The organism is Mycobacterium sp. SP-6446 (genome assembly GCF_001954045.1).
Classification (GTDB): Bacteria; Actinomycetota; Actinomycetes; order Mycobacteriales; family Mycobacteriaceae; genus Mycobacterium.
Map to the genome: position 1 here is coordinate 39,855 of NZ_MBEM01000140.1, position 17,321 is coordinate 57,175.

At 68.4% G+C, this 17,321-nt stretch carries 17 protein-coding genes; 10 read left to right on the forward strand and 7 right to left on the reverse strand.

Translation table 11 applies throughout. From position 1 onward, the window contains the following. The first annotated feature begins 6 nt into the window (after nucleotides 1–6). The 3 genes from A5736_RS12995 to A5736_RS13005 all read left to right on the forward strand — a co-directional run bounded on the left by A5736_RS12995 (nucleotide 7) and on the right by A5736_RS13005 (nucleotide 5,030). Nucleotides 7–1,872, forward strand: a complete 1,866-nt coding sequence (locus tag A5736_RS12995) for an MFS transporter (protein ID WP_083667394.1) — start codon at nucleotides 7–9, stop codon at nucleotides 1,870–1,872. Between the two features lie 69 nt (nucleotides 1,873–1,941). Continuing rightward, the gene (locus A5736_RS13000) at nucleotides 1,942–3,084 is read left to right on the forward strand and encodes a glycoside hydrolase family 76 protein (protein WP_076246626.1); all 1,143 of its coding nucleotides are present in this window, start codon (nucleotides 1,942–1,944) and stop codon (nucleotides 3,082–3,084) included. Then, nucleotides 3,081–5,030 carry an acetoacetate--CoA ligase gene (locus tag A5736_RS13005; RefSeq protein WP_076246628.1) on the forward strand — a complete coding sequence of 650 codons (1,950 nt, stop codon included), beginning with the start codon at nucleotides 3,081–3,083 and terminating at the stop codon, nucleotides 5,028–5,030. The genes A5736_RS13000 and A5736_RS13005 overlap by 4 nt, the downstream gene beginning before the upstream one ends. On the opposite strand, the gene A5736_RS13010 is transcribed toward A5736_RS13005, so the two are convergent. Then, the gene (locus A5736_RS13010; protein ID WP_076123571.1) at nucleotides 4,992–5,708 is read right to left on the reverse strand and encodes a DedA family protein; all 717 of its coding nucleotides are present in this window, start codon (nucleotides 5,706–5,708) and stop codon (nucleotides 4,992–4,994) included. The two genes, A5736_RS13005 and A5736_RS13010, sit on opposite strands and share 39 nt — an antisense overlap. A gap of 73 nt (nucleotides 5,709–5,781) precedes the next feature. Between A5736_RS13010 and fbaA the strand changes: the two genes are divergently transcribed. Next, on the forward strand, nucleotides 5,782–6,813 hold the full coding sequence (gene fbaA, locus A5736_RS13015) for a class II fructose-bisphosphate aldolase (RefSeq protein WP_076246631.1): 1,032 nt from the start codon (nucleotides 5,782–5,784) through the stop codon (nucleotides 6,811–6,813). A gap of 80 nt (nucleotides 6,814–6,893) precedes the next feature. On the opposite strand, the gene A5736_RS13020 is transcribed toward fbaA, so the two are convergent. Next, complete coding sequence (locus A5736_RS13020) at nucleotides 6,894–7,742, reverse strand: hypothetical protein (protein ID WP_076246632.1); 849 nt, start codon at nucleotides 7,740–7,742, stop codon at nucleotides 6,894–6,896. An 18-nt stretch (nucleotides 7,743–7,760) separates the two neighbouring features. Here A5736_RS13020 and A5736_RS13025 point away from each other — a divergent pair, with 18 nt between their 5' ends. Further along, on the forward strand, nucleotides 7,761–8,174 hold the full coding sequence (locus A5736_RS13025; protein ID WP_076246634.1) for a DUF3151 domain-containing protein: 414 nt from the start codon (nucleotides 7,761–7,763) through the stop codon (nucleotides 8,172–8,174). Here A5736_RS13025 and A5736_RS13030 read toward each other — a convergent pair. From A5736_RS13030 to A5736_RS13045, 4 genes are read right to left on the reverse strand one after another with little or no spacing between them, the layout of a single operon-like run. Further along, nucleotides 8,171–9,070, reverse strand: coding sequence for a cation diffusion facilitator family transporter (locus A5736_RS13030; RefSeq protein WP_076246636.1), 900 nt, complete (start codon nucleotides 9,068–9,070; stop codon nucleotides 8,171–8,173). The two genes, A5736_RS13025 and A5736_RS13030, sit on opposite strands and share 4 nt — an antisense overlap. A 40-nt stretch (nucleotides 9,071–9,110) precedes the next feature. After that, nucleotides 9,111–9,890 carry a site-2 protease family protein gene (locus tag A5736_RS13035; protein WP_076246638.1) on the reverse strand — a complete coding sequence of 260 codons (780 nt, stop codon included), beginning with the start codon at nucleotides 9,888–9,890 and terminating at the stop codon, nucleotides 9,111–9,113. A gap of 9 nt (nucleotides 9,891–9,899) precedes the next feature. Then, nucleotides 9,900–10,274: a DoxX family protein gene (locus A5736_RS13040; protein WP_076246640.1), complete on the reverse strand. Its 375-nt coding sequence runs from the start codon at nucleotides 10,272–10,274 to the stop codon at nucleotides 9,900–9,902. 33 nt (nucleotides 10,275–10,307) lie between these two features. Then, nucleotides 10,308–10,964, reverse strand: a complete 657-nt coding sequence (locus A5736_RS13045) for a peptidase M50 (protein WP_076123578.1) — start codon at nucleotides 10,962–10,964, stop codon at nucleotides 10,308–10,310. Nucleotides 10,965–11,045: 81 nt separating this feature from the next. On the opposite strand from A5736_RS13045, the gene A5736_RS13050 reads away from it, so the two are divergent. The 5 genes from A5736_RS13050 to A5736_RS13070 are packed head-to-tail and all read left to right on the forward strand — an operon-like array spanning nucleotide 11,046 to nucleotide 15,943. Beyond that, nucleotides 11,046–12,344 (forward strand): adenylosuccinate synthase, encoded by a 1,299-nt coding sequence (locus A5736_RS13050; RefSeq protein WP_076246642.1) that lies wholly within the window; start codon nucleotides 11,046–11,048, stop codon nucleotides 12,342–12,344. Further along, nucleotides 12,341–12,997 (forward strand): PaaI family thioesterase, encoded by a 657-nt coding sequence (locus tag A5736_RS13055; RefSeq protein WP_076246644.1) that lies wholly within the window; start codon nucleotides 12,341–12,343, stop codon nucleotides 12,995–12,997. The genes A5736_RS13050 and A5736_RS13055 overlap by 4 nt, the downstream gene beginning before the upstream one ends. Nucleotides 12,998–13,032: 35 nt before the next feature. Further along, nucleotides 13,033–14,307 (forward strand): formate-dependent phosphoribosylglycinamide formyltransferase, encoded by a 1,275-nt coding sequence (purT, locus tag A5736_RS13060; RefSeq protein ID WP_076246646.1) that lies wholly within the window; start codon nucleotides 13,033–13,035, stop codon nucleotides 14,305–14,307. Beyond that, a complete protein-coding gene (locus A5736_RS13065) occupies nucleotides 14,304–14,726 on the forward strand; it encodes a rhodanese-like domain-containing protein (RefSeq protein ID WP_076123582.1) in 423 nt (140 codons plus the stop codon). Before purT ends, A5736_RS13065 begins: the two co-directional genes overlap by 4 nt. Beyond that, on the forward strand, nucleotides 14,723–15,943 hold the full coding sequence (locus tag A5736_RS13070; protein ID WP_076123583.1) for an O-succinylhomoserine sulfhydrylase: 1,221 nt from the start codon (nucleotides 14,723–14,725) through the stop codon (nucleotides 15,941–15,943). The genes A5736_RS13065 and A5736_RS13070 overlap by 4 nt, the downstream gene beginning before the upstream one ends. Here A5736_RS13070 and A5736_RS13075 read toward each other — a convergent pair. Continuing rightward, a complete protein-coding gene (locus A5736_RS13075) occupies nucleotides 15,940–17,319 on the reverse strand; it encodes an NAD(P)/FAD-dependent oxidoreductase (RefSeq protein WP_076123584.1) in 1,380 nt (459 codons plus the stop codon). The two genes, A5736_RS13070 and A5736_RS13075, sit on opposite strands and share 4 nt — an antisense overlap. Nucleotides 17,320–17,321: the final 2 nt, after the last annotated feature.

Here is a 17,321-nt window from a genome sequence, read left to right on the forward strand (position 1 = left end):
CAGTTCATGGCAGTGAGCACGCAAACCGACATCCCCGGCGGTGCTGCCGGGCCCGAGCAGCGGCCGCGCGGATCGCATCCATGGCTGGTCCTGGCGGTCATCGGCATCGCCCAGTTGATGGTGGTGCTCGACACCACGATCGTCAACATCGCGTTGCCCTCCGCCCAGGCGTCCCTGCATTTCGGCGTCGAAAGCCGGCAATGGATCATCACCGCCTATTCGCTGGCGTTCGGCAGCCTGTTGCTCCTGGGCGGCCGGTTGTCGGATATCTTCGGCCGCCGCCGCACATTGTTGATCGGCCTGGCCGGATTCGCCGCCGCATCTGCGGTCGGCGGCGCGGCGACCAGTTTCGCGGTGCTGGCCGGCGCGCGCGCATTCCAAGGCGCCTTCGCGGCGGTGCTGGCCCCGGCGGCCTTGTCCACCCTCAACGTCGTCTTCACCGACACCAAAGAGCGCGGCAAGGCGTTCGCCGTGTACGGCGCGATCGCGGGCGGCGGCGCCGTCGTGGGTCTGTTGCTCGGCGGCGCGCTCACCGAGTGGCTGTCGTGGCGGTGGTGTTTGTACGTGAACTTGGTTTTCGCGGTGGTCGCCGCCGCGGGGGTGCTGGCGTTGGTGGCGGCGAAAGATCACCGCGGCAGCCTGGCCCGGCTCGACTGGCTCGGCGTCATCACCGCTTCGGGGGGCTTGTTCTGTCTGGTTTACGGCCTGTCCAACGCCGAAACACACAGCTGGAGCGCGCCGCTGACCGTCGTGATGTTCATCGGCAGCGGCCTGCTGCTGGCCGCCTTCGCGGTGATCGAGGCGCGGGCCGACGCGCCGTTGCTGCCGCTGCGGATTGTCATGGACCGCAACCGCGTTGGCGCATACCTAGCGATCATGATCGCCTTTTGCAGCATGTTCAGCGCCTTCCTGTTCCTGACCTACTATGCCCAGCAAAACCTCGGCTACAGCCCGCTCAAGACCGGCGTGGCGTTCCTGCCGCTGGCAGGCGGTATCGCGGTGGCGGCCGGTCTGGCCAACGCGCGATTGATTCCGAGGCTGGGGCCCCGCCGGGTGATTCCGCCCGGGATGCTCATCGCCGCCGGCGGCATGTTCTGGCTGGCCCAGCTCGACGTTCACTCCACCTATGCGGGCAACGTGTTTGGGCCGCTTCTGGCCCTGGGAGTGGGCATGGGCCTAACGTTCGCGCCCGCGATCGCCACGGCGACGGCAGGTGTTGCCGGACCGGATGCCGGCGTCGCGTCGGCGATGGTGAACACCAGCCAGCAGATCGGCGGTGCCATTGGAACGGCCGCGCTCTCAACCATTTTCGCGTCCGCACTCACCCGCTACATGGCCAGTCATCGGCCCCCCAGCCCCGCCCTGCAACCCGCCGCTGCGGTACACGGCTACACCGTCGCGTTCGGCGTCAGTTGCGGGCTGTTCCTGGCCGGGGCGGTGACTACCGCGCTGCTGTTGCGTCGCGAACCCGCGACTGAGCCCCACCATCGCGACGCGGGCGACGGTGCAGACCGAGGCGGGATCATCGCCGATCTCGAGCGGAAAATCGCGCGGCTGGAAGCCGAAAACCGCCACCTGTCAGCACAATTGAGCCAACTGACCGCGGACCGGACGCCGGTGTCTCGCCCCGCGCCGCGCAATCCGATCAGGTTGGACGCCAAGCTACTTGCAGCCGCACTGGGCGTTGCGCTGATTGCGGTCGCCATGATGGCCGCGACATTGCAAGGATCGCGATCGAACACCGGCATTGTCTGGAACTGCGTCGCCAACACAAAACCACAAGCCGAGCATTACCGGCCGGGTTCACTCAACCAACTCGCCAACGCGCCCGACTGCGAATTCGTGGGAGGCAAGCTAGTAGGTGTGCGTTGACGGCGGAGCTCCTCGTCGTGTCGGCGCCCTGGACGGGGCGGGCGCTGCGCTGAGGCAGGATCGGACGGTATGGATCAGCTATGGGCGAACCGGGCGGCCAGCTCCGAAGCCGCGATCACGCAACGACACCTGAAACGGCTGTGGGCGCTGCCGGGCACCCAGCTCGGCGTGGTGGCCTGGCCGTCGACCCGCAAGGACCGCTTGTTCGGCACCTGGCACTACTGGTGGCAGGCGCATCTGCTGGATTGCCTGGTCGATGCGCAGCTGCGGGATCCGCGGCCGCAGCGGCGGACCGAGATCAACCGCCAGGTGCGCTCGCACCGGCTGCGCAACAACTTTCGCTGGACCAACAGCTACTACGACGACATGGCGTGGCTGGCACTCGCGCTGGAACGGGCCGCGCGGATCGCCGGCGTCGAACGCCACCGCGCGCTGCCCAAGCTCGCCGGCCAGTTCGTCAAGGCGTGGGTGCCCGAGGACGGCGGTGGCATCCCATGGCGCAAGCAGGACCAGTTCTTCAACGCGCCCGCCAACGGACCGGCGGGACTGTTCCTGGCCCGCTACTCCGACAGCCATCCGGACGTCCTGAAACGTGCCGAGCAGATGGGCGATTGGATCGACGCCACACTGATCGACCCGGAGACGCACCTGGTGTTCGACGGCATCAAGGCCGGGTCGCTGGTACGCGCGCAGTACACCTACTGCCAGGGAGTGGTGCTCGGGCTGGAAACCGAGCTCGCGGCGCGCACCGGCGCGGAAGCCAGGGCCCGGCACCAGGCGCGCGTGCATCGCCTGGTCGCGGCCGTCGACGAGCACATGGCGGCGTCGGGCGTGCTCAAGGGCGCCGGCGGCGGGGACGGCGGGCTGTTCGCCGGCATCACCGCCCGCTACCTCGCGCTGGTGGCCACCACGCTGCCGGGCGACTCCGCCGACGACGCGGTGGCCCGCGACACCGCACGCACCTTGGTGCTCGCCAGCGCGAAATCCGCATGGGCAAACCGGCAAACAGCGAACGGACTGCCGGTCTTCGGGGCGTTTTGGGACCGCGACGCCCAATTGCCCACCGCCGGCGGCCAGGCGGCGCAATTCGTCGCGGGCGCGGTGATGGAATCCGAGGTCGCCGAGCGCGATCTGTCGGTGCAACTGTCCGGGTGGATGCTGATGGAGGCCGCCTGTAACGTCACCGCCGTGACGGCGGCCGGCGCGACATGACCGAACCCGGCGACTGGATCCCCGACGAGGCAACGGTTTCCGGCGCCAACATCACCCGTTTCCTGCGCTGGCTCGCCGAGACGGGACGCGGCGAGTTCGCGGACTACCACGCGCTGTGGGCGAAGTCGGTGGCCGACATCGAGTGGTTCTGGGACGCGGTCTTCACCTACTTCGACGTCCAGGCGGCGAGCCCGCCCCGCTCGGTGCTGGGCGACCGCGCCATGCCGGGCACCGAGTGGTTTCCCGGTGCCACGCTCAACTACGCCGCCGAGGTCTTCCGCCACGCCACCGACGAGCGACCCGCCCTGATCGTCATCGGCGAGGACGGCTCGGCCGAGTGGTCGTGGGCCCGGCTGGAGCGGGAGACGGCGGCGTTCGCGGCCTACCTGAAGGGCCTCGGCGTCCAGCCCGGCGACGCCGTCGTCGGATACCTGCCCAACGTCGCCGAGGCCGTCGTCGCCGCACTGGCCGCGGCCAGCGTGGGCGCGATCTGGGCGGTGTGCAATCAGGACCTGGCCGTGGAAGGCGTGGTCGCGAGGCTCGGTCAACTGGAGCCGGCCGTGCTGGTCGCCAGCGACGGCTCGCGCTACCACGGCAAGCGCATCGATCGCCGCGACGAGCTGGCCATGATCCGGCGCGCGCTGCCGACCCTGCGGGCGACCGTGGTGGTGCCGCGGCTCGGGCTCGACGTGGACCCCGACGGCGTGGTGCCGTGGGCCGCGGCCGTCCAAGCGGAGGCAGCCCTGGAGACGACGGCGGTTCCGTTCGCGCACCCGCTGTGGGTGCTGTTCTCGTCGGGGACAACCGGCAAACCGAAGGGCATCGTGCACGGCCACGGCGGCGTGCTGCTGGAGCACCTGAAGTATCTGAGCCTGCAGCTGGACCTGCACCCCGGCGACCGCTACCTGTGGTACTCATCGACCAGCTGGGCGATGTGGAACATTCAGCTGTCCGGTCTGCTGGTCGACACCACCATCGTGCTCTACGACGGCAGCCCGACCCACCCGACGACCGACGGCCTCTGGCGGGTCGCCGCCCAGGCCGGTGTCACGTTCCTGGGCACCGGGGCGGGCTACGTGTTGGCCTGCGCCAAGGAAAAGCTGAAACCCGGTGCGTCGTATCCGCTGGACGCGCTGCGCGCGGTGGGTTCCACGGGTTCACCGCTGCCCGCGGCCGGATTCCGTTGGGTACAAGAGGGACTCGGCCGGTGCGTTCCGGTGATCTCGATGAGTGGTGGCACCGACGTGTGCACGGCGTTCCTCGGCGGTTGCCCGATTCTGCCGGTGGTAGCCGGCGAGCTGTCGTGCATCTGCCTGGGCGCGGCCGTCGAATCCTGGTCGGCCGACGGACGCCCGGTCATCGGGGAAGAGGGCGAACTCGTGCTCACGCAGCCGATGCCGTCGATGCCGGTCTTTTTCTGGAACGACGACGACGGCAGCCGCTACCGCGCCGCCTACTTCGACAAGTACCCGGGCGTGTGGTGTCACGGCGACTGGATCACCATCACCGACCGGGGATCCGTTGTGGTGCATGGCCGTTCGGACGCCACCCTCAATCGGCTCGGTGTCCGGATGGGCAGCACCGAGATCTACAGCGCGGTGGAGGGCCTGCCCGAGGTGCGTGACTGCCTGGTGGTCGGCGTCGAGCACGACGACGGCGGCTACTGGATGCCGCTGTTCGTGGACCTGACGGACGGTGTCGAACTCGACGAGGAGCTGAAGTCGCGCATCGTCGCCGAAATCCGTCGGCACGCCTCGCCGCGGCACGTACCGGATGCCGTCCTCGCGGTTGCGGGTATCCCGCGGACGCTGACCGGCAAACGCTTGGAAATCCCGATCAAACGGATCCTGCTCGGGGCGGCACCGGGTGAGGCCGTGCAACGCAGTTCGGTCGACAGGCCGGAACTGCTAGACGCTTTCGTTGCGTACCGGCGAAGTCGGGTCTGACTCGGGCTCCTGCTCGGCTGCGGGCTGCGTGGTCGAGCGTCGGCGCCCGCGGTAGCCGCGCCACGCGGCGATGAACGCCGGCATCAGCGACACGAACAGGATCGCCAGGATGATCTTTTCCAGGTTCTGGTGGACGAACGGCACGGTGCCCAGGAAGTAGCCCGCCAGCGTCGCGCCGCCGCCCCAGGCGATGCCGCCGACGATGTCGAACCCGAGGAACACCGGGTAGCGCATGTACGACACCCCGGCGACCACCGGCACGAACGTCCGCACGAACGGCGCGAAGCGGGCCAGGATGATCGCCCACGGCCCGTACTTCTCGAAGAACGCGTGCGACTCCGTCACGTAATGCTTCTTGAAGAACCGGGAGTCTTCCTTCTTGAACAGCGCCGGCCCGATCCGTCGCCCGATGAAGTATCCGGTCTGATCGCCCAGGATCGCGACCAGCGCGACGGCGGGCGCCAGCACCCAGATGCTGGCGGGCGGGTTCGGGTGCGCGGCCAGCAGCCCGCCGGTGAACAACAGCGATTCCCCGGGCAGCAGCGGAAACAGCAATCCGGTCTCGATGAAGACGATGATCAGGATCCCGGGCAGCACCGCGGACCCGAAGACGCCGTTGGCGCCCAGCCAGTACATCGGGTCGAGGATGTCCGGCAGGGCCGTGACGGCGGTGTGCATGGTGGTTCAACATACCGTCGTTGCCTTGCCGGCCGGGAAACAACGCCCGACGCCTGGTTGCGATACTTACCGCATGCCTATCGCAACGCCCGAGGTCTACGCCGAGATGCTGGGCCGTGCCAAGGAGAACTCGTACGCTTTCCCGGCCATCAACTGCACCTCCTCGGAGACCGTCAACGCCGCCATCAAAGGCTTCGCCGACGCGGGCAGTGACGGCATCATCCAGTTCTCCACCGGAGGCGCGGAGTTCGCATCGGGGCTCGGGGTGAAAGACATGGTCAGCGGCGCGGTGGCGCTGGCCAAGTTCACCCGCAGCATTGCTGCCAAATACCCGATCAACGTCGCGCTGCACACCGATCACTGCCCGAAGGACAAGCTGGACACGTACGTGCGGCCGCTGCTGGCGATCTCGGCCAAGCGGGTGGCCGCCGGCAAGGACCCGCTCTTCCAGTCCCACATGTGGGACGGCTCCGCGGTGCCGATCGACGAGAACCTGGACATCGCGCAGGGGCTGCTCAAAGAGGCCGCGGCCGCCAAGATCATCCTCGAGATCGAGATCGGCGTGGTCGGCGGCGAAGAGGACGGTGTGGCCAACGAGATCAACGACCAGCTCTACACCACCCCGGACGACTTCGAGAAGACCATCGACGCGCTGGGCCACGGCGAGCACGGCAAGTACCTGCTGGCCGCGACCTTCGGCAATGTGCACGGCGTGTACAAGCCCGGCAACGTCAAGCTCCGCCCCGACATCCTGGCCCAGGGGCAGCAGGTGGCGGCGGCCAAGCTCGGGTTGTCAGCGGACGCCAAGCCGTTCGACTTCGTGTTCCACGGCGGCTCGGGCTCGGAGAAGTCGGAGATCGAGGAGGCGCTGCGCTACGGCGTGGTGAAGATGAACGTCGACACCGACACCCAGTACGCGTTCACCCGCCCGATCGCCGGCCACATATTCACCAACTACGACGGCGTCCTCAAGGTCGACGGCGAAGTGGGCAGCAAGAAGGTCTACGACCCGCGCAGCTACCTCAAGAAGGCCGAAGCCGCGATGACCGAGCGCGTCATCGAGGCCTGCAACGACCTGCACTGCGCCGGGAAGTCGGTCAGCTAGCCGGCCGCCGCGGCCTGCGAACGTGCGGCTGGCCGCACACTCGGCACCGAACGTGCGGCTGGCCGCACGCTCGGCACACGCTAGCCGCTGGGGGACTGGCAGATCTCCCACTTGTCGTCGCGGTATTGCAGGTCCAGGCTGCGGGTCGAGCGCACCTGCGGGTCGTAGGCCATGAACGTGGTGACGTTCGCCTCGGCGTGTTGGCCGTTGACGACCACCTGGTCGATGCTGGCGATCACCGGATATTGCTTGGCCGCCGAGACGCGCTGATAGGTCTCGGCCCACGCGTGCTCGTCGTAATCCACATACCCGTCGCGGGTGGTGCCGCACGTGATGCTGCGCAGCGCCGTCAGATCGCCCCGCTGCACCGCGACGTCGAACTCCTGGATGGTGTGGCGGACCTGATCCTCCGGCGAGACCTTCAGGTGCTTGCTGCGGGTCAGCAGCACCGTGCCCAGGATCGCGATCGCCGCCAGCGCCAACACCACGACGATCAGCGCCAGCACCAATCCCCAGTTGAATTGCCTTGATGTCCGGACCTTTTCCCGGTCACGAGGTGGAATCGATTGTGGTACAGCCGATTTCGGCGGCATGCCGGTGGGGGGCGTTGTCACCGGGGTGGTCGGCGGCGACGCGAAGACCTCGGTGGCCGGCTCGGGAGTGGTGGCGATGATCGCCGTCTCTTTCGCGTCGAATCCCGGTGCGGTGAAACGACGTTCGCGCTGCTGCCCCTCCGGATTCTCCGGATCGCCGGCCGGCTCGGGTTTGTTGATCACCACGGTCTCGGTCTCGGCGTCATTGGGAATCAGGGGCTGGCCCTCGGGTTGCTCTTCGCCGGACTCGGCGGCCCGCTCGCTCCGGGATTCCGGCGGCTCGGACCCAGGCCGGTTCGGCGCGCCGCCGCGGTCGGGCTCGGGTGCGTTGGGCATGACGGCAGAATAGACGACATGACGCCGATGGGTGATCTTCTGGGACCTGATCCAATTCTGTTGCCTCCTGACAGCGATGCCGAGGCCGCGCTGCTCGCCAAGGAGAACCCGGCCATCGTCGCCGCCGCGCATCCGTCGGCGTCGGTGGCCTGGGCGGCGCTGGCCGAGGAGGCCCTGGCGGACGACAAGGCCATCACGGCCTACGCGTATGCGCGCACGGGTTATCACCGGGGCCTGGATCAGCTGCGCCGCAACGGCTGGAAGGGTTTCGGGCCGGTGCCGTATTCGCACGAGCCCAACCGGGGCTTCCTGCGGTGCGTGGCGGCGCTGGCGCGGGCCGCCGACGCGATCGGCGAGACCGACGAGTACGCGCGTTGCCTGGATCTGCTCGACGACTGCGATCCCACCGCCCGCCCGGCGCTCGGGCTCTAGCAGCCGTCCGAACAGTCGCCGTTGCCGCCCGGGCAGTCGATCTGAACCGTGGCGTGGTGCAACCCGCGCGCGGACAACACCTCCCGCGCGTCCTGCAGCACCCGCGCGGAGTCTGCGGTGCTGGTCAAGTGCGCCGTGCACATGTCCTTGCCGGGCGAAAGCGTCCACACGTGCAGGTCGTGCACCTCGGTCACGCCGTCGACGGCGTGCAGGGCCGAACGCAGCTCCTCGACGTCGATGTGGACCGGCGATGATTCGGACAGGATCCGGAGCGCGTCGCGGGCCAGGGAGATGGCCCGGGGCAGCACCCAGAGCGCGACCAACACGGCGACCACCACGTCGGCGTACGGCCAGTGTGTGGTGACGGTGACGACGCCGGCGATCAGGACGCCCAGGCTGCCGACCGTGTCGGCGACGACCTCCATGTAGGCGCCCCGCACGGCCAGGCTCTGCGACGAGTGGGACCGCAACAGCAGCGCCACGACGAAGTTGGCGGCCAGGCCGGCCAGCGCGACCACGATCATCGGCACGCCGGGGATCGACGGCGCGTCCCGCAGCCGGCGGACGGCCTCCCAGAGGATGAACAGGGCGACCCCGATCAGCAGGCCTGCGTTGGCGACCGCGGTGAACACCTCGGCGCGATGCCAGCCGTAGGTGCGTGCGGGCGACGAACTGCCGCGCCGGGCCAGCATGACGGCGGCCAGGCCCATGAACACCGCCACGACGTCGGTGAGCATGTGGCCGGCGTCGGCCAGCAACGCGATCGAATTGATCAGCAGCGACGTCGTCAACTCCACGACGAAGAAGGCCGCCAGAATCGCGGCGGCCATGATCATGCGGGGGATCATCCGGGACGCGTCGGCCTCGGCGGGGGTGTGGTTGTGGCCGGCGCCCATGGAGTGCAATATATGCGCGTTAGCGCATATATTGCAAGGGTCAGAACCAGCGGCTCCAGAACCGGGTAAGGGAGTTGCCGGCGGCCGCCAGCATGTGGGGCACGCCCGAGAGATCGAACAGCCAACCCACGATCCCGAACAGCCATTGGTTCAGCACCGGCGCCAGCAACACGAACAGGAGGATGAAGATCCCCCACTGCTTGGCGGGTGCCACCGCGCGCTGGGTGTCGGGGCTCAGGTGTGGCTCTAGGGCGTCGTAGCCGTCGAGGCCCGGGATGGGCAGCAGGTTCAGCACGACGGCCATGATCTGGAGGAAGCCCAGAAACGCGACCCCGGCCCACAGCACCACATGGTTCGGGTCCAAGAACAAGCGGGTCAGCGTCAGCAGCAGGATCGCCAGCAGCAGGTTGGCCGCCGGGCCCGCCAGGCTGACCAGGGTGCGCCGCGTGGGCGTCATGAACCCCGTCCGCAAATACACCGCGGCGCCCGGCAGGCCGATGCCGCCCAGGGCGATGAACACCATCGGCAACAGCAGTGAGAGCCCGGGATGGCTGTAGCGCCGCGGATCCAGTGTCAGGTAGCCGCGCACGGCGGCGTCGTGGTCGCCGAAGCGCCAGGCGGTCACCGCGTGCCCGAATTCATGCAGGCACAACGACACCAGCCAGCCGGCGATCACAAAGGTGAAAACCCCGGCGTAGGCCAGCGGCCGCACGGTCGCCCCGGCCAGCCAGGCCAGCACGCCGCCAACCGCGGTCAATCCGAGCAGGGCCAAGAAGATCGGGCTGGGGCGCACCGATTCGTGCACCCTGGGAAAGCTCACCGATCGAAACTACCGGACCACCACGCGCCGCCGCTGTGGGCGCAGCGCCCAGGAGGCCACGGTGAGCCCCACGAGAATGACGGGACCCACCAGCGTTTTGGCGTCATCGCCCGCCCAGATGTGCGAGGCCGTCGCGCCGAGGTAGACAAACATCAGGCCCGCGTACGCCCATTCCTTCACCAGGGGCAGGCGCGGCGCCAGCAGCGCGATGCCGGCCGCCACGTAGCAGACGCCGAGGATCGTCATGAAGTACGGCGGATATCCCAGATGTGTCACGACGCCCTTGAACGGTTGCAGGCGTAAGGCGCCCATCACCCCACCCACGAAACACTCGGCGGCGAGCAGGCCGGTCGTCAACCAATAGGCGACGTTGATACGCGTCATAAAACATCGACACCGCGCGAGCCCGAAATGTGACTACCGGACCTGCAGCCAACCCTCGACGTGGCGGTAGAACGTCGACCGGCGTGCGGACCGGGACGCCGGAACACCGTCGCGCACCACGACGACGCCCGTGCTGCCCAGCTGGACGGCGCGGCCGGTGATCCATCGGCCGCCCGCAGTCCTGGCCCGCAGGCCCGGCACGGCCAGCGTCGGCTCGATGTCCACGCCGTCGACGTCGCCGTCGAACAGCGCGGTGTCATCGACGACGGCTTCGCCGTGCAGCGGCTCCCGGTCCTCGGCGGGTCGCCAGCTGGCCCGGCCCACGATCACCGACCCCGTCTCGTCGCGGATCAGCGGCACCCGCCGGGCCCTTCCGCGGCGGGCGCGCCGGGCCGCCCGGCGTCCGGAGGCCACCCGATACACCCGGGTCGCCGCGGTGCGCCGGCGCGGCACGTACGCCACCTCGACGTCGAGCCGTTCCGCACGCAGCAGCCGGCTGAGCACCGCGGCCAGGTCGGCGTCGCCGCCGACCACCGCCAGCCGTCGGTGTGGCCCGATCGCGTCGTCGATGGCGGCCGAGTCAGTTGGGCCATCGGCTCGGCGGATCGGCAGGCCGTTCAGCCGCCCGGGCACCCGCGCGTCGCCGAACACCAACACCGCCACACCGGGCGTGGTATCGGCCGTGTTCACGACACTCCTCGCAAATCGCTGGGATAGGGTAGGTCACCGGCTGGACCACAATAAGCAGGCGAGACCAGGTGGGAGCATGTCATGCCGGCAATCGTCCTCATCGGCGCCCAATGGGGCGACGAGGGCAAAGGTAAGGCCACCGACCTGCTTGGTGGGCGCGCGCAGTGGGTGGTGCGCTATCAGGGTGGCAACAATGCCGGGCACACCGTCGTCTTGCCGACCGGCGAGAACTTCGCGCTGCATCTGATCCCGTCCGGGGTGCTGACGCCGGGCGTCACCAACGTGATCGGCAACGGCGTGGTCGTCGACCCCGGCGTGCTGCTCGACGAGCTGAAGGGCCTCGAGGCCCGCGGGGTCGACACCTCCAAGCTGTTGATCTCCGCCGACGCGCACCTGCTGATGCCCTACCACGTCGCCATCGACAAGGTCACCGAGCGCTACATGGGCAACAAGAAGATCGGCACCACCGGCCGCGGCATCGGGCCGTGCTATCAGGACAAGATCGCCCGAATGGGAATCCGGGTCGCCGACGTGCTCGACCCGGAGCTGTTGTCGCACAAGGTCGAAGCGGCGCTGGAACTCAAGAACCAGATCCTGGTCAAGGTCTACAACCGCAAGGCGCTGGAGGCGGACCACGTCGTCGAGGTCCTGCTGGACCAGGCCGACGGATTCCGGCACCGCATCGCCGACACCCGGCTGTTGCTCAACGCGGCGCTGGAAGCCGGCGAAACGGTGTTGCTGGAGGGCTCGCAGGGCACGCTGCTCGATGTCGACCACGGCACGTATCCCTATGTGACATCATCGAATCCGACGGCGGGCGGTGCGGCCGTCGGATCCGGCATCGGCCCGACCCGGATCACCACCGTGCTCGGCATCCTCAAGGCCTACACCACCCGCGTGGGTTCCGGCCCGTTCCCCACCGAATTGTTCGACGAGAACGGCGAATACCTGTCGAAGACCGGCGGCGAATTCGGTGTCACCACGGGGCGGCGCCGGCGCTGCGGCTGGTTCGACGCGGTCATCGCCCGCTACGCCACCCGGGTCAACGGCATCACCGACTACTTCCTGACCAAACTCGACGTGCTGTCCAGCCTGGAGACGGTGCCGGTGTGCGTCGGCTATCGGATCGACGGCACCGAGACTCATGAAATGCCAATGACGCAAAGCGATCTGCACCGCGCCGAACCGATCTATGAGGAGCTGCCCGGCTGGTGGGAGGACATCTCGGCAGCGCGCGAATTCGACGACCTGCCGGCCAAGGCCCGCGACTACGTGTTGCGTCTGGAAGAGCTTGCCGGAGCACACGTTTCGTGCATCGGGGTCGGCCCCGGACGTGATCAGACGATCGTGCGCCGCGACATCCTGGCGGGCCGCCCGTGACCCAGCAACCAGAACAAGTCGAGCCGGACCCCAAACAACTCGACCCCGAATACGAGCATCACGGCGGCTTTCCGGAATACGGCCCCGCCAGCCCCGGCGCCGGATTCGGCCGCTTCGTGGAGTCCATGCGCCGGCTGCAGGACCTTGCCGTGTCCGCCGACCCCGGCGACGGCGTCTGGGACGACGCGGCCGATCGTGCCGCGGCGCTGGTGGAGCTGCTGGGCCCGTTCGAAGCCGACGAGGGCAAGGCGCCGGCCGGGCGGACGCCCGACCTGCCCGGCATGGGCAGCCTGCTGCTGCCGCCGTGGACCTTGACGCGGTATGCGCCCGACGGCGTCGAAATGACGGGCTATTTCACCAGGTTTCACGTCGGCGGCAACCACGCGGTGCACGGCGGTGTGCTTCCGCTGCTGTTTGACCACATGTTCGGGATGATCTCGCACGCCGCGGGACGACCGATCAGCCGGACGGCCTTCCTGCACGTCGACTACCGCAAGATCACCCCGATCGATACGCCCTTGGTAGTGCGCGGTCGCGTCACCAGTACCGAGGGACGCAAGGCATTCGTGTCCGCCGAATTGGTCGACGGCGACGACGCGGTGTTGGCCGAAGGCACCGGCCTGATGGTGCGATTGCTCCCGGGCCAGCCCTGAGCTGCGCTTTTGCGCCGCCGACCTATCCTTGTGCAGTGACTGACGGCTTGACCCACGGACCCGCCGACGACGACAAGACGTCGGCGATCGTGGTGGCCCCGCAGGCCGGCGACGCGCGCGCCGGCGGGGACGGCGACGTGCGTCCCCGCGTGATGCTGCTGGGTTCCGACGAGCTCAGCCGGGAGCTGACGATCGCGTTGCGGCGGCTGGGCGCCGAGGTGATCGCGGTCGACGGGTATGCGGGCGCGCCCGCCCACCGCGTCGCCGACCAATCGCTCGTCATCGCCATGACCGACGCCGACGAGCTGTCGGCGGCCTTCCTGCGGCTGCAACCCGACTTCGTGGTGACCGCCGCCGACGCGGTCTCCGTCGACGCCCTCGACGCCCTGGCGACCGGGACACACAACGAGCTCGCCGAAGCGGTGCCCAGCGCCCGCGCCGTGCGGCTCGCCGCCGACCGTGAGGGCCTGCGCCGGCTGGCCGCCGACCAGCTGGGCCTGCCCACGGCGCCGTTCTGGTTCGCCGGATCGGTCGGCGAGCTCGAGGCGGTGGCCGCGCACGCGGGGTATCCGCTGCTGGTCAAACCCGTCAGGGGGCCGGTAGGCCCGGGACGATCGATGGTCGACGGACCCGACGACATCGGGCCCGCCTGGCGGGGTGCCGCGGGCGGTCATGCACAACCGCGGGTGCTGGCCGAAGCGGTGGTCGAGATCGAATTCGACGTCACCCTGTTTGCGGTGCGCAGCGAAGGCGCGCGCGGACCGGTGATCGAGTTCTGCCCGCCGATCGGTCATCGCCGCGCCGAGGCCGGCCTGCTGGAATCCTGGCAACCCCAAGAAATGAGCAGCGCCGCGATGGACGCCGCCAAATCCATCGCCGCGCGGATCGTCAAGGCGCTCGGCGGGCGTGGGGTGTTCGGTGTCGAATTGATGATCAACGGCGATGAGGTGTACTTCAACGACGTCACCGCATACCCACGGCAGAGCGCCTGGGTGACGCTGCGCACCCAGCGGCTGTCGGTGTTCGATCTGCAGGCACGCGCCATTCTCGGCCTGCCGGTGGACACGATCATGATTTCGCCCGGTGCCGCCCACCCGATCCCGCGGACCGACGGGGGCGGGTTTCCCGGCGCCGACGCGCTCAGCGGTGCGCTCGCGGTTCCGGAAGGCGATCTCGTGGTATTCGGGCCACCCGCGGGTGCGGCGCGCGAACTCGGTGTGGCGCTCGCCACAGCGCCGGCCGTGGCGGTGGCGCGGGACCGCGCCCGACAGGTGGCGACCGCGGTGAATATGCGAGACTCACGCGGGTGAGCTACGCAGGAGATATCACGCCGCTCGAGGCATGGAAGATGCTAAGCGACAACCCCCAGGCGGTGCTGGTCGACGTTCGCACCGATGCCGAATGGCGGTTCGTCGGTGTGCCCGATCTGTCCAGCCTCGGCCGGGACGTGGTGTACATCGAATGGAATACGACCGACGGCACGTACAACGAGAACTTCGCGGCCGAGCTGCGGAAACACATACCGCCCGCAGCGGACGACGAAGAGCGGCCCGTGGTCTTCCTGTGTCGCTCGGGCAACCGCTCCATCGGAGCCGCCGAGGTCGCGACCGAGGTCGGCATCACCCCGGCCTACAACGTGCTGGACGGCTTTGAAGGTCATCTCAACGCTCACGGCCATCGCGGTGAAACAGGTTGGCGGGCAATAGGATTGCCCTGGAAGCAGCTATGACCGACGTCCCGTCGGTCCGCATTCCCGAGCCGCTGCCCGACGGCGTCAGCCAGGCCACCACCGGGGTGCGCGGCGGGATCCTGCGGTCCGGCTTCGACGAGACCGCCGAGGCAATGTATTTGACGTCCGGCTACGTCTACGAGTCGGCCGCCGACGCGGAGAAGTCGTTCACCGGCGAAATCGACCGCTTCGTGTACTCCCGATACGGCAACCCCACCGTCTCCATGTTCGAGGAACGGTTGCGGCTGATCGAGGGCGCGCCGGCGGCATTCGCCACCGCAAGTGGCATGGCCGCGGTGTTCACCTCGCTGGGCGCGCTGCTGGCCGCCGGGGACCGGTTGGTCGCCTCCCGCAGCCTGTTCGGATCGTGTTTCGTGGTGTGCAACGAGATCCTGCCGCGTTGGGGCGTGGAGACGGTGTTCGTCGACGGTGACGACCTCGCGCAGTGGGAGCGGGCGCTGTCGGTGCCCACCGCGGCGGTGTTCTTCGAGACGCCGTCGAATCCGATGCAGTCGCTGGTCGACATCGCCGCCGTCACCGAACTGGCCCATGCCGCGGGGGCAAAAGTGGTGCTGGACAACGTGTTTGCCACGCCGCTGCTACAGCAGGGCATTCCGCTGGGAGTCGACGTGGTGGTGTACTCGGGCACCAAGCACATCGACGGTCAGGGCCGGGTGCTGGGTGGCGCCATTCTGGGCGACAAGGAATACATCGACGGTCCGGTGCAGAAGCTGATGCGCCACACCGGTCCGGCGATGAGCGCCTTCAACGCCTGGGTGTTGCTGAAAGGCCTTGAGACGCTGGCGATTCGCGTCGAACATGCCAATTCGTCGGCGCAGCGGATCGCGGAATTCCTGGAGTCGCATCCGGCGGTGAGCTGGGTGCGCTATCCCTACTTGACGTCGCACCCTCAGTACGATCTGGCCAAACGTCAGATGACCGGGGGCGGCACCGTGGTCACCTTCGCGCTCGACTGCGCGGAAAGCGCGGCCAAGCAACGGGCCTTCGACGTGCTCGACAAGCTGCAGCTGATCAACATTTCCAACAACCTGGGCGATGCCAAATCGCTTGTCACCCACCCGGCGACGACGACGCACCGGGCTATGGGCCCCGAGGGCCGCGCCGCGATCGGGCTGGGCGACAACGTGGTTCGCATCTCGGTCGGGCTGGAAGGCGCCGACGACCTGATCGCGGACATCGATCGGTCGCTGAGCTAGCCGGCTTGCCTTTCGGCGGCATCGGCGCGCTCGGCCGCGGCCAGCGCCCCTTCCTCCGCGTGTGCCTGCATCCAGTTCGTCACCACCCTGGCGTAGACCATCTGGCTGGTGATGGCCATCTGACCGCGGGTGCGCCCCAGGAAGGAGATACCCCAGGCGAACATCGCCGCGATGCGATTGCGGTGGCCGATCAGGTAATACAGGTGCAGCACCAGCCAGGCCAGCCACGCGATGAAGCCGCCGAACTCCAGCTTGCCGACTTGCGCCACGGCGCTGAATCGGGACACCGTCGCCATGCTGCCCTTGTCGAAGTACTTGAACGGCTTGCGATTTGCCGGGTCGTCTTGGCCCTTGAGTCCGTGCTTGATCGCCGTCGTCGCGTAGTGCGCCCCCTGGATCGCGCCTTGCGCCATCCCGGGCACGCCCTGCATCGACATCAGATCACCGATGACGAAGACGTTCGGGTGTCCCTTGACGGTGAGATCGGGTTCCACGATCACCCGCCCGGCACGGTCGACTTCGGTTCCATCGGACTGGTCGGCGATCATCTTGCCCAGCGGGCTGGCCTGCACCCCGGCCGCCCATACCTTGCAGGCGCATTCGATCCGCCGTTCACCGCCGTCCTTGTCCCTGATGGTGATGCCCTTGTAGTCGACGGCGCTCACCATCGCGTTGAGCTGGATCTCGACGTCCATCTTCTCCAGCCGGCGTTGCGCCTTGAGGCCCAGCTTCTTTCCCATCGGCGGCAGCACCGCCGGGGCCGCGTCGAGCAGGATCACCCGGCAATCGCTGGGTTTGATGGTGCGAAACGCCCCGGCGAGCGTGCGCTCGGCGAGTTCGACGATCTGTCCGGCCACCTCGACGCCCGTCGGCCCGGCGCCGACCACGACGAAGGTCAGGCGCCGTTCCCGCTCGGCCGGGTCGGTGGCGACCTCGGCCGCCTCGAACGCGCCCAGGATGCGGCCGCGCAGCTCGAGCGCGTCGTCGATGGTCTTCATGCCGGGCGAGAAGGTGGCGAACTGGTCGTTGCCGAAGTAAGAGGTCTGCGCGCCCGCGGCCACGATGAGGCTGTCGTACGGGGTCACGGTCTCCATGTCGATCAACTTCGACGTGACGGTCTGCGCCTTGAGGTCGATCGCGTTGACCTCCCCCAGCAGCACCCGGACATTCTGTTGTTTGCGCAGGATCAACCGGGTCGTCGGGGCGATGTCGCCCTCGGACAGGATCCCCGTCGCCACCTGATACAGCAGCGGCTGGAACAGGTGCGTGGTCGTTTTGGAGATCAGCGTGATGTCCACGTCGGCCCGTTTGAGCGCCTTGGCCGCGGTCAGGCCGCCGAATCCGCTTCCGATGATGACCACGCGATGGCGTGACATAG

What these genes read in the sequence shown, in the direction of transcription:
- A5736_RS12995 (WP_083667394.1), top strand. Translation starts at nt 7, where the DNA reads ATGGCAGTGAGCACGCAAACCGACATCCCCGGCGGTGCTGCCGGGCCC.
- A5736_RS13000 (WP_076246626.1), top strand. Translation starts at nt 1,942, where the DNA reads ATGGATCAGCTATGGGCGAACCGGGCGGCCAGCTCCGAAGCCGCGATC.
- A5736_RS13005 (WP_076246628.1), top strand. Translation starts at nt 3,081, where the DNA reads ATGACCGAACCCGGCGACTGGATCCCCGACGAGGCAACGGTTTCCGGC.
- A5736_RS13010 (WP_076123571.1), bottom strand. Translation starts at nt 5,708, where the DNA reads ATGCACACCGCCGTCACGGCCCTGCCGGACATCCTCGACCCGATGTAC.
- fbaA (WP_076246631.1), top strand. Translation starts at nt 5,782, where the DNA reads ATGCCTATCGCAACGCCCGAGGTCTACGCCGAGATGCTGGGCCGTGCC.
- A5736_RS13020 (WP_076246632.1), bottom strand. Translation starts at nt 7,742, where the DNA reads ATGCCCAACGCACCCGAGCCCGACCGCGGCGGCGCGCCGAACCGGCCT.
- A5736_RS13025 (WP_076246634.1), top strand. Translation starts at nt 7,761, where the DNA reads ATGACGCCGATGGGTGATCTTCTGGGACCTGATCCAATTCTGTTGCCT.
- A5736_RS13030 (WP_076246636.1), bottom strand. Translation starts at nt 9,070, where the DNA reads ATGGGCGCCGGCCACAACCACACCCCCGCCGAGGCCGACGCGTCCCGG.
- A5736_RS13040 (WP_076246640.1), bottom strand. Translation starts at nt 10,274, where the DNA reads ATGACGCGTATCAACGTCGCCTATTGGTTGACGACCGGCCTGCTCGCC.
- A5736_RS13050 (WP_076246642.1), top strand. Translation starts at nt 11,046, where the DNA reads ATGCCGGCAATCGTCCTCATCGGCGCCCAATGGGGCGACGAGGGCAAA.
- A5736_RS13070 (WP_076123583.1), top strand. Translation starts at nt 14,723, where the DNA reads ATGACCGACGTCCCGTCGGTCCGCATTCCCGAGCCGCTGCCCGACGGC.
- A5736_RS13075 (WP_076123584.1), bottom strand. Translation starts at nt 17,319, where the DNA reads ATGTCACGCCATCGCGTGGTCATCATCGGAAGCGGATTCGGCGGCCTG.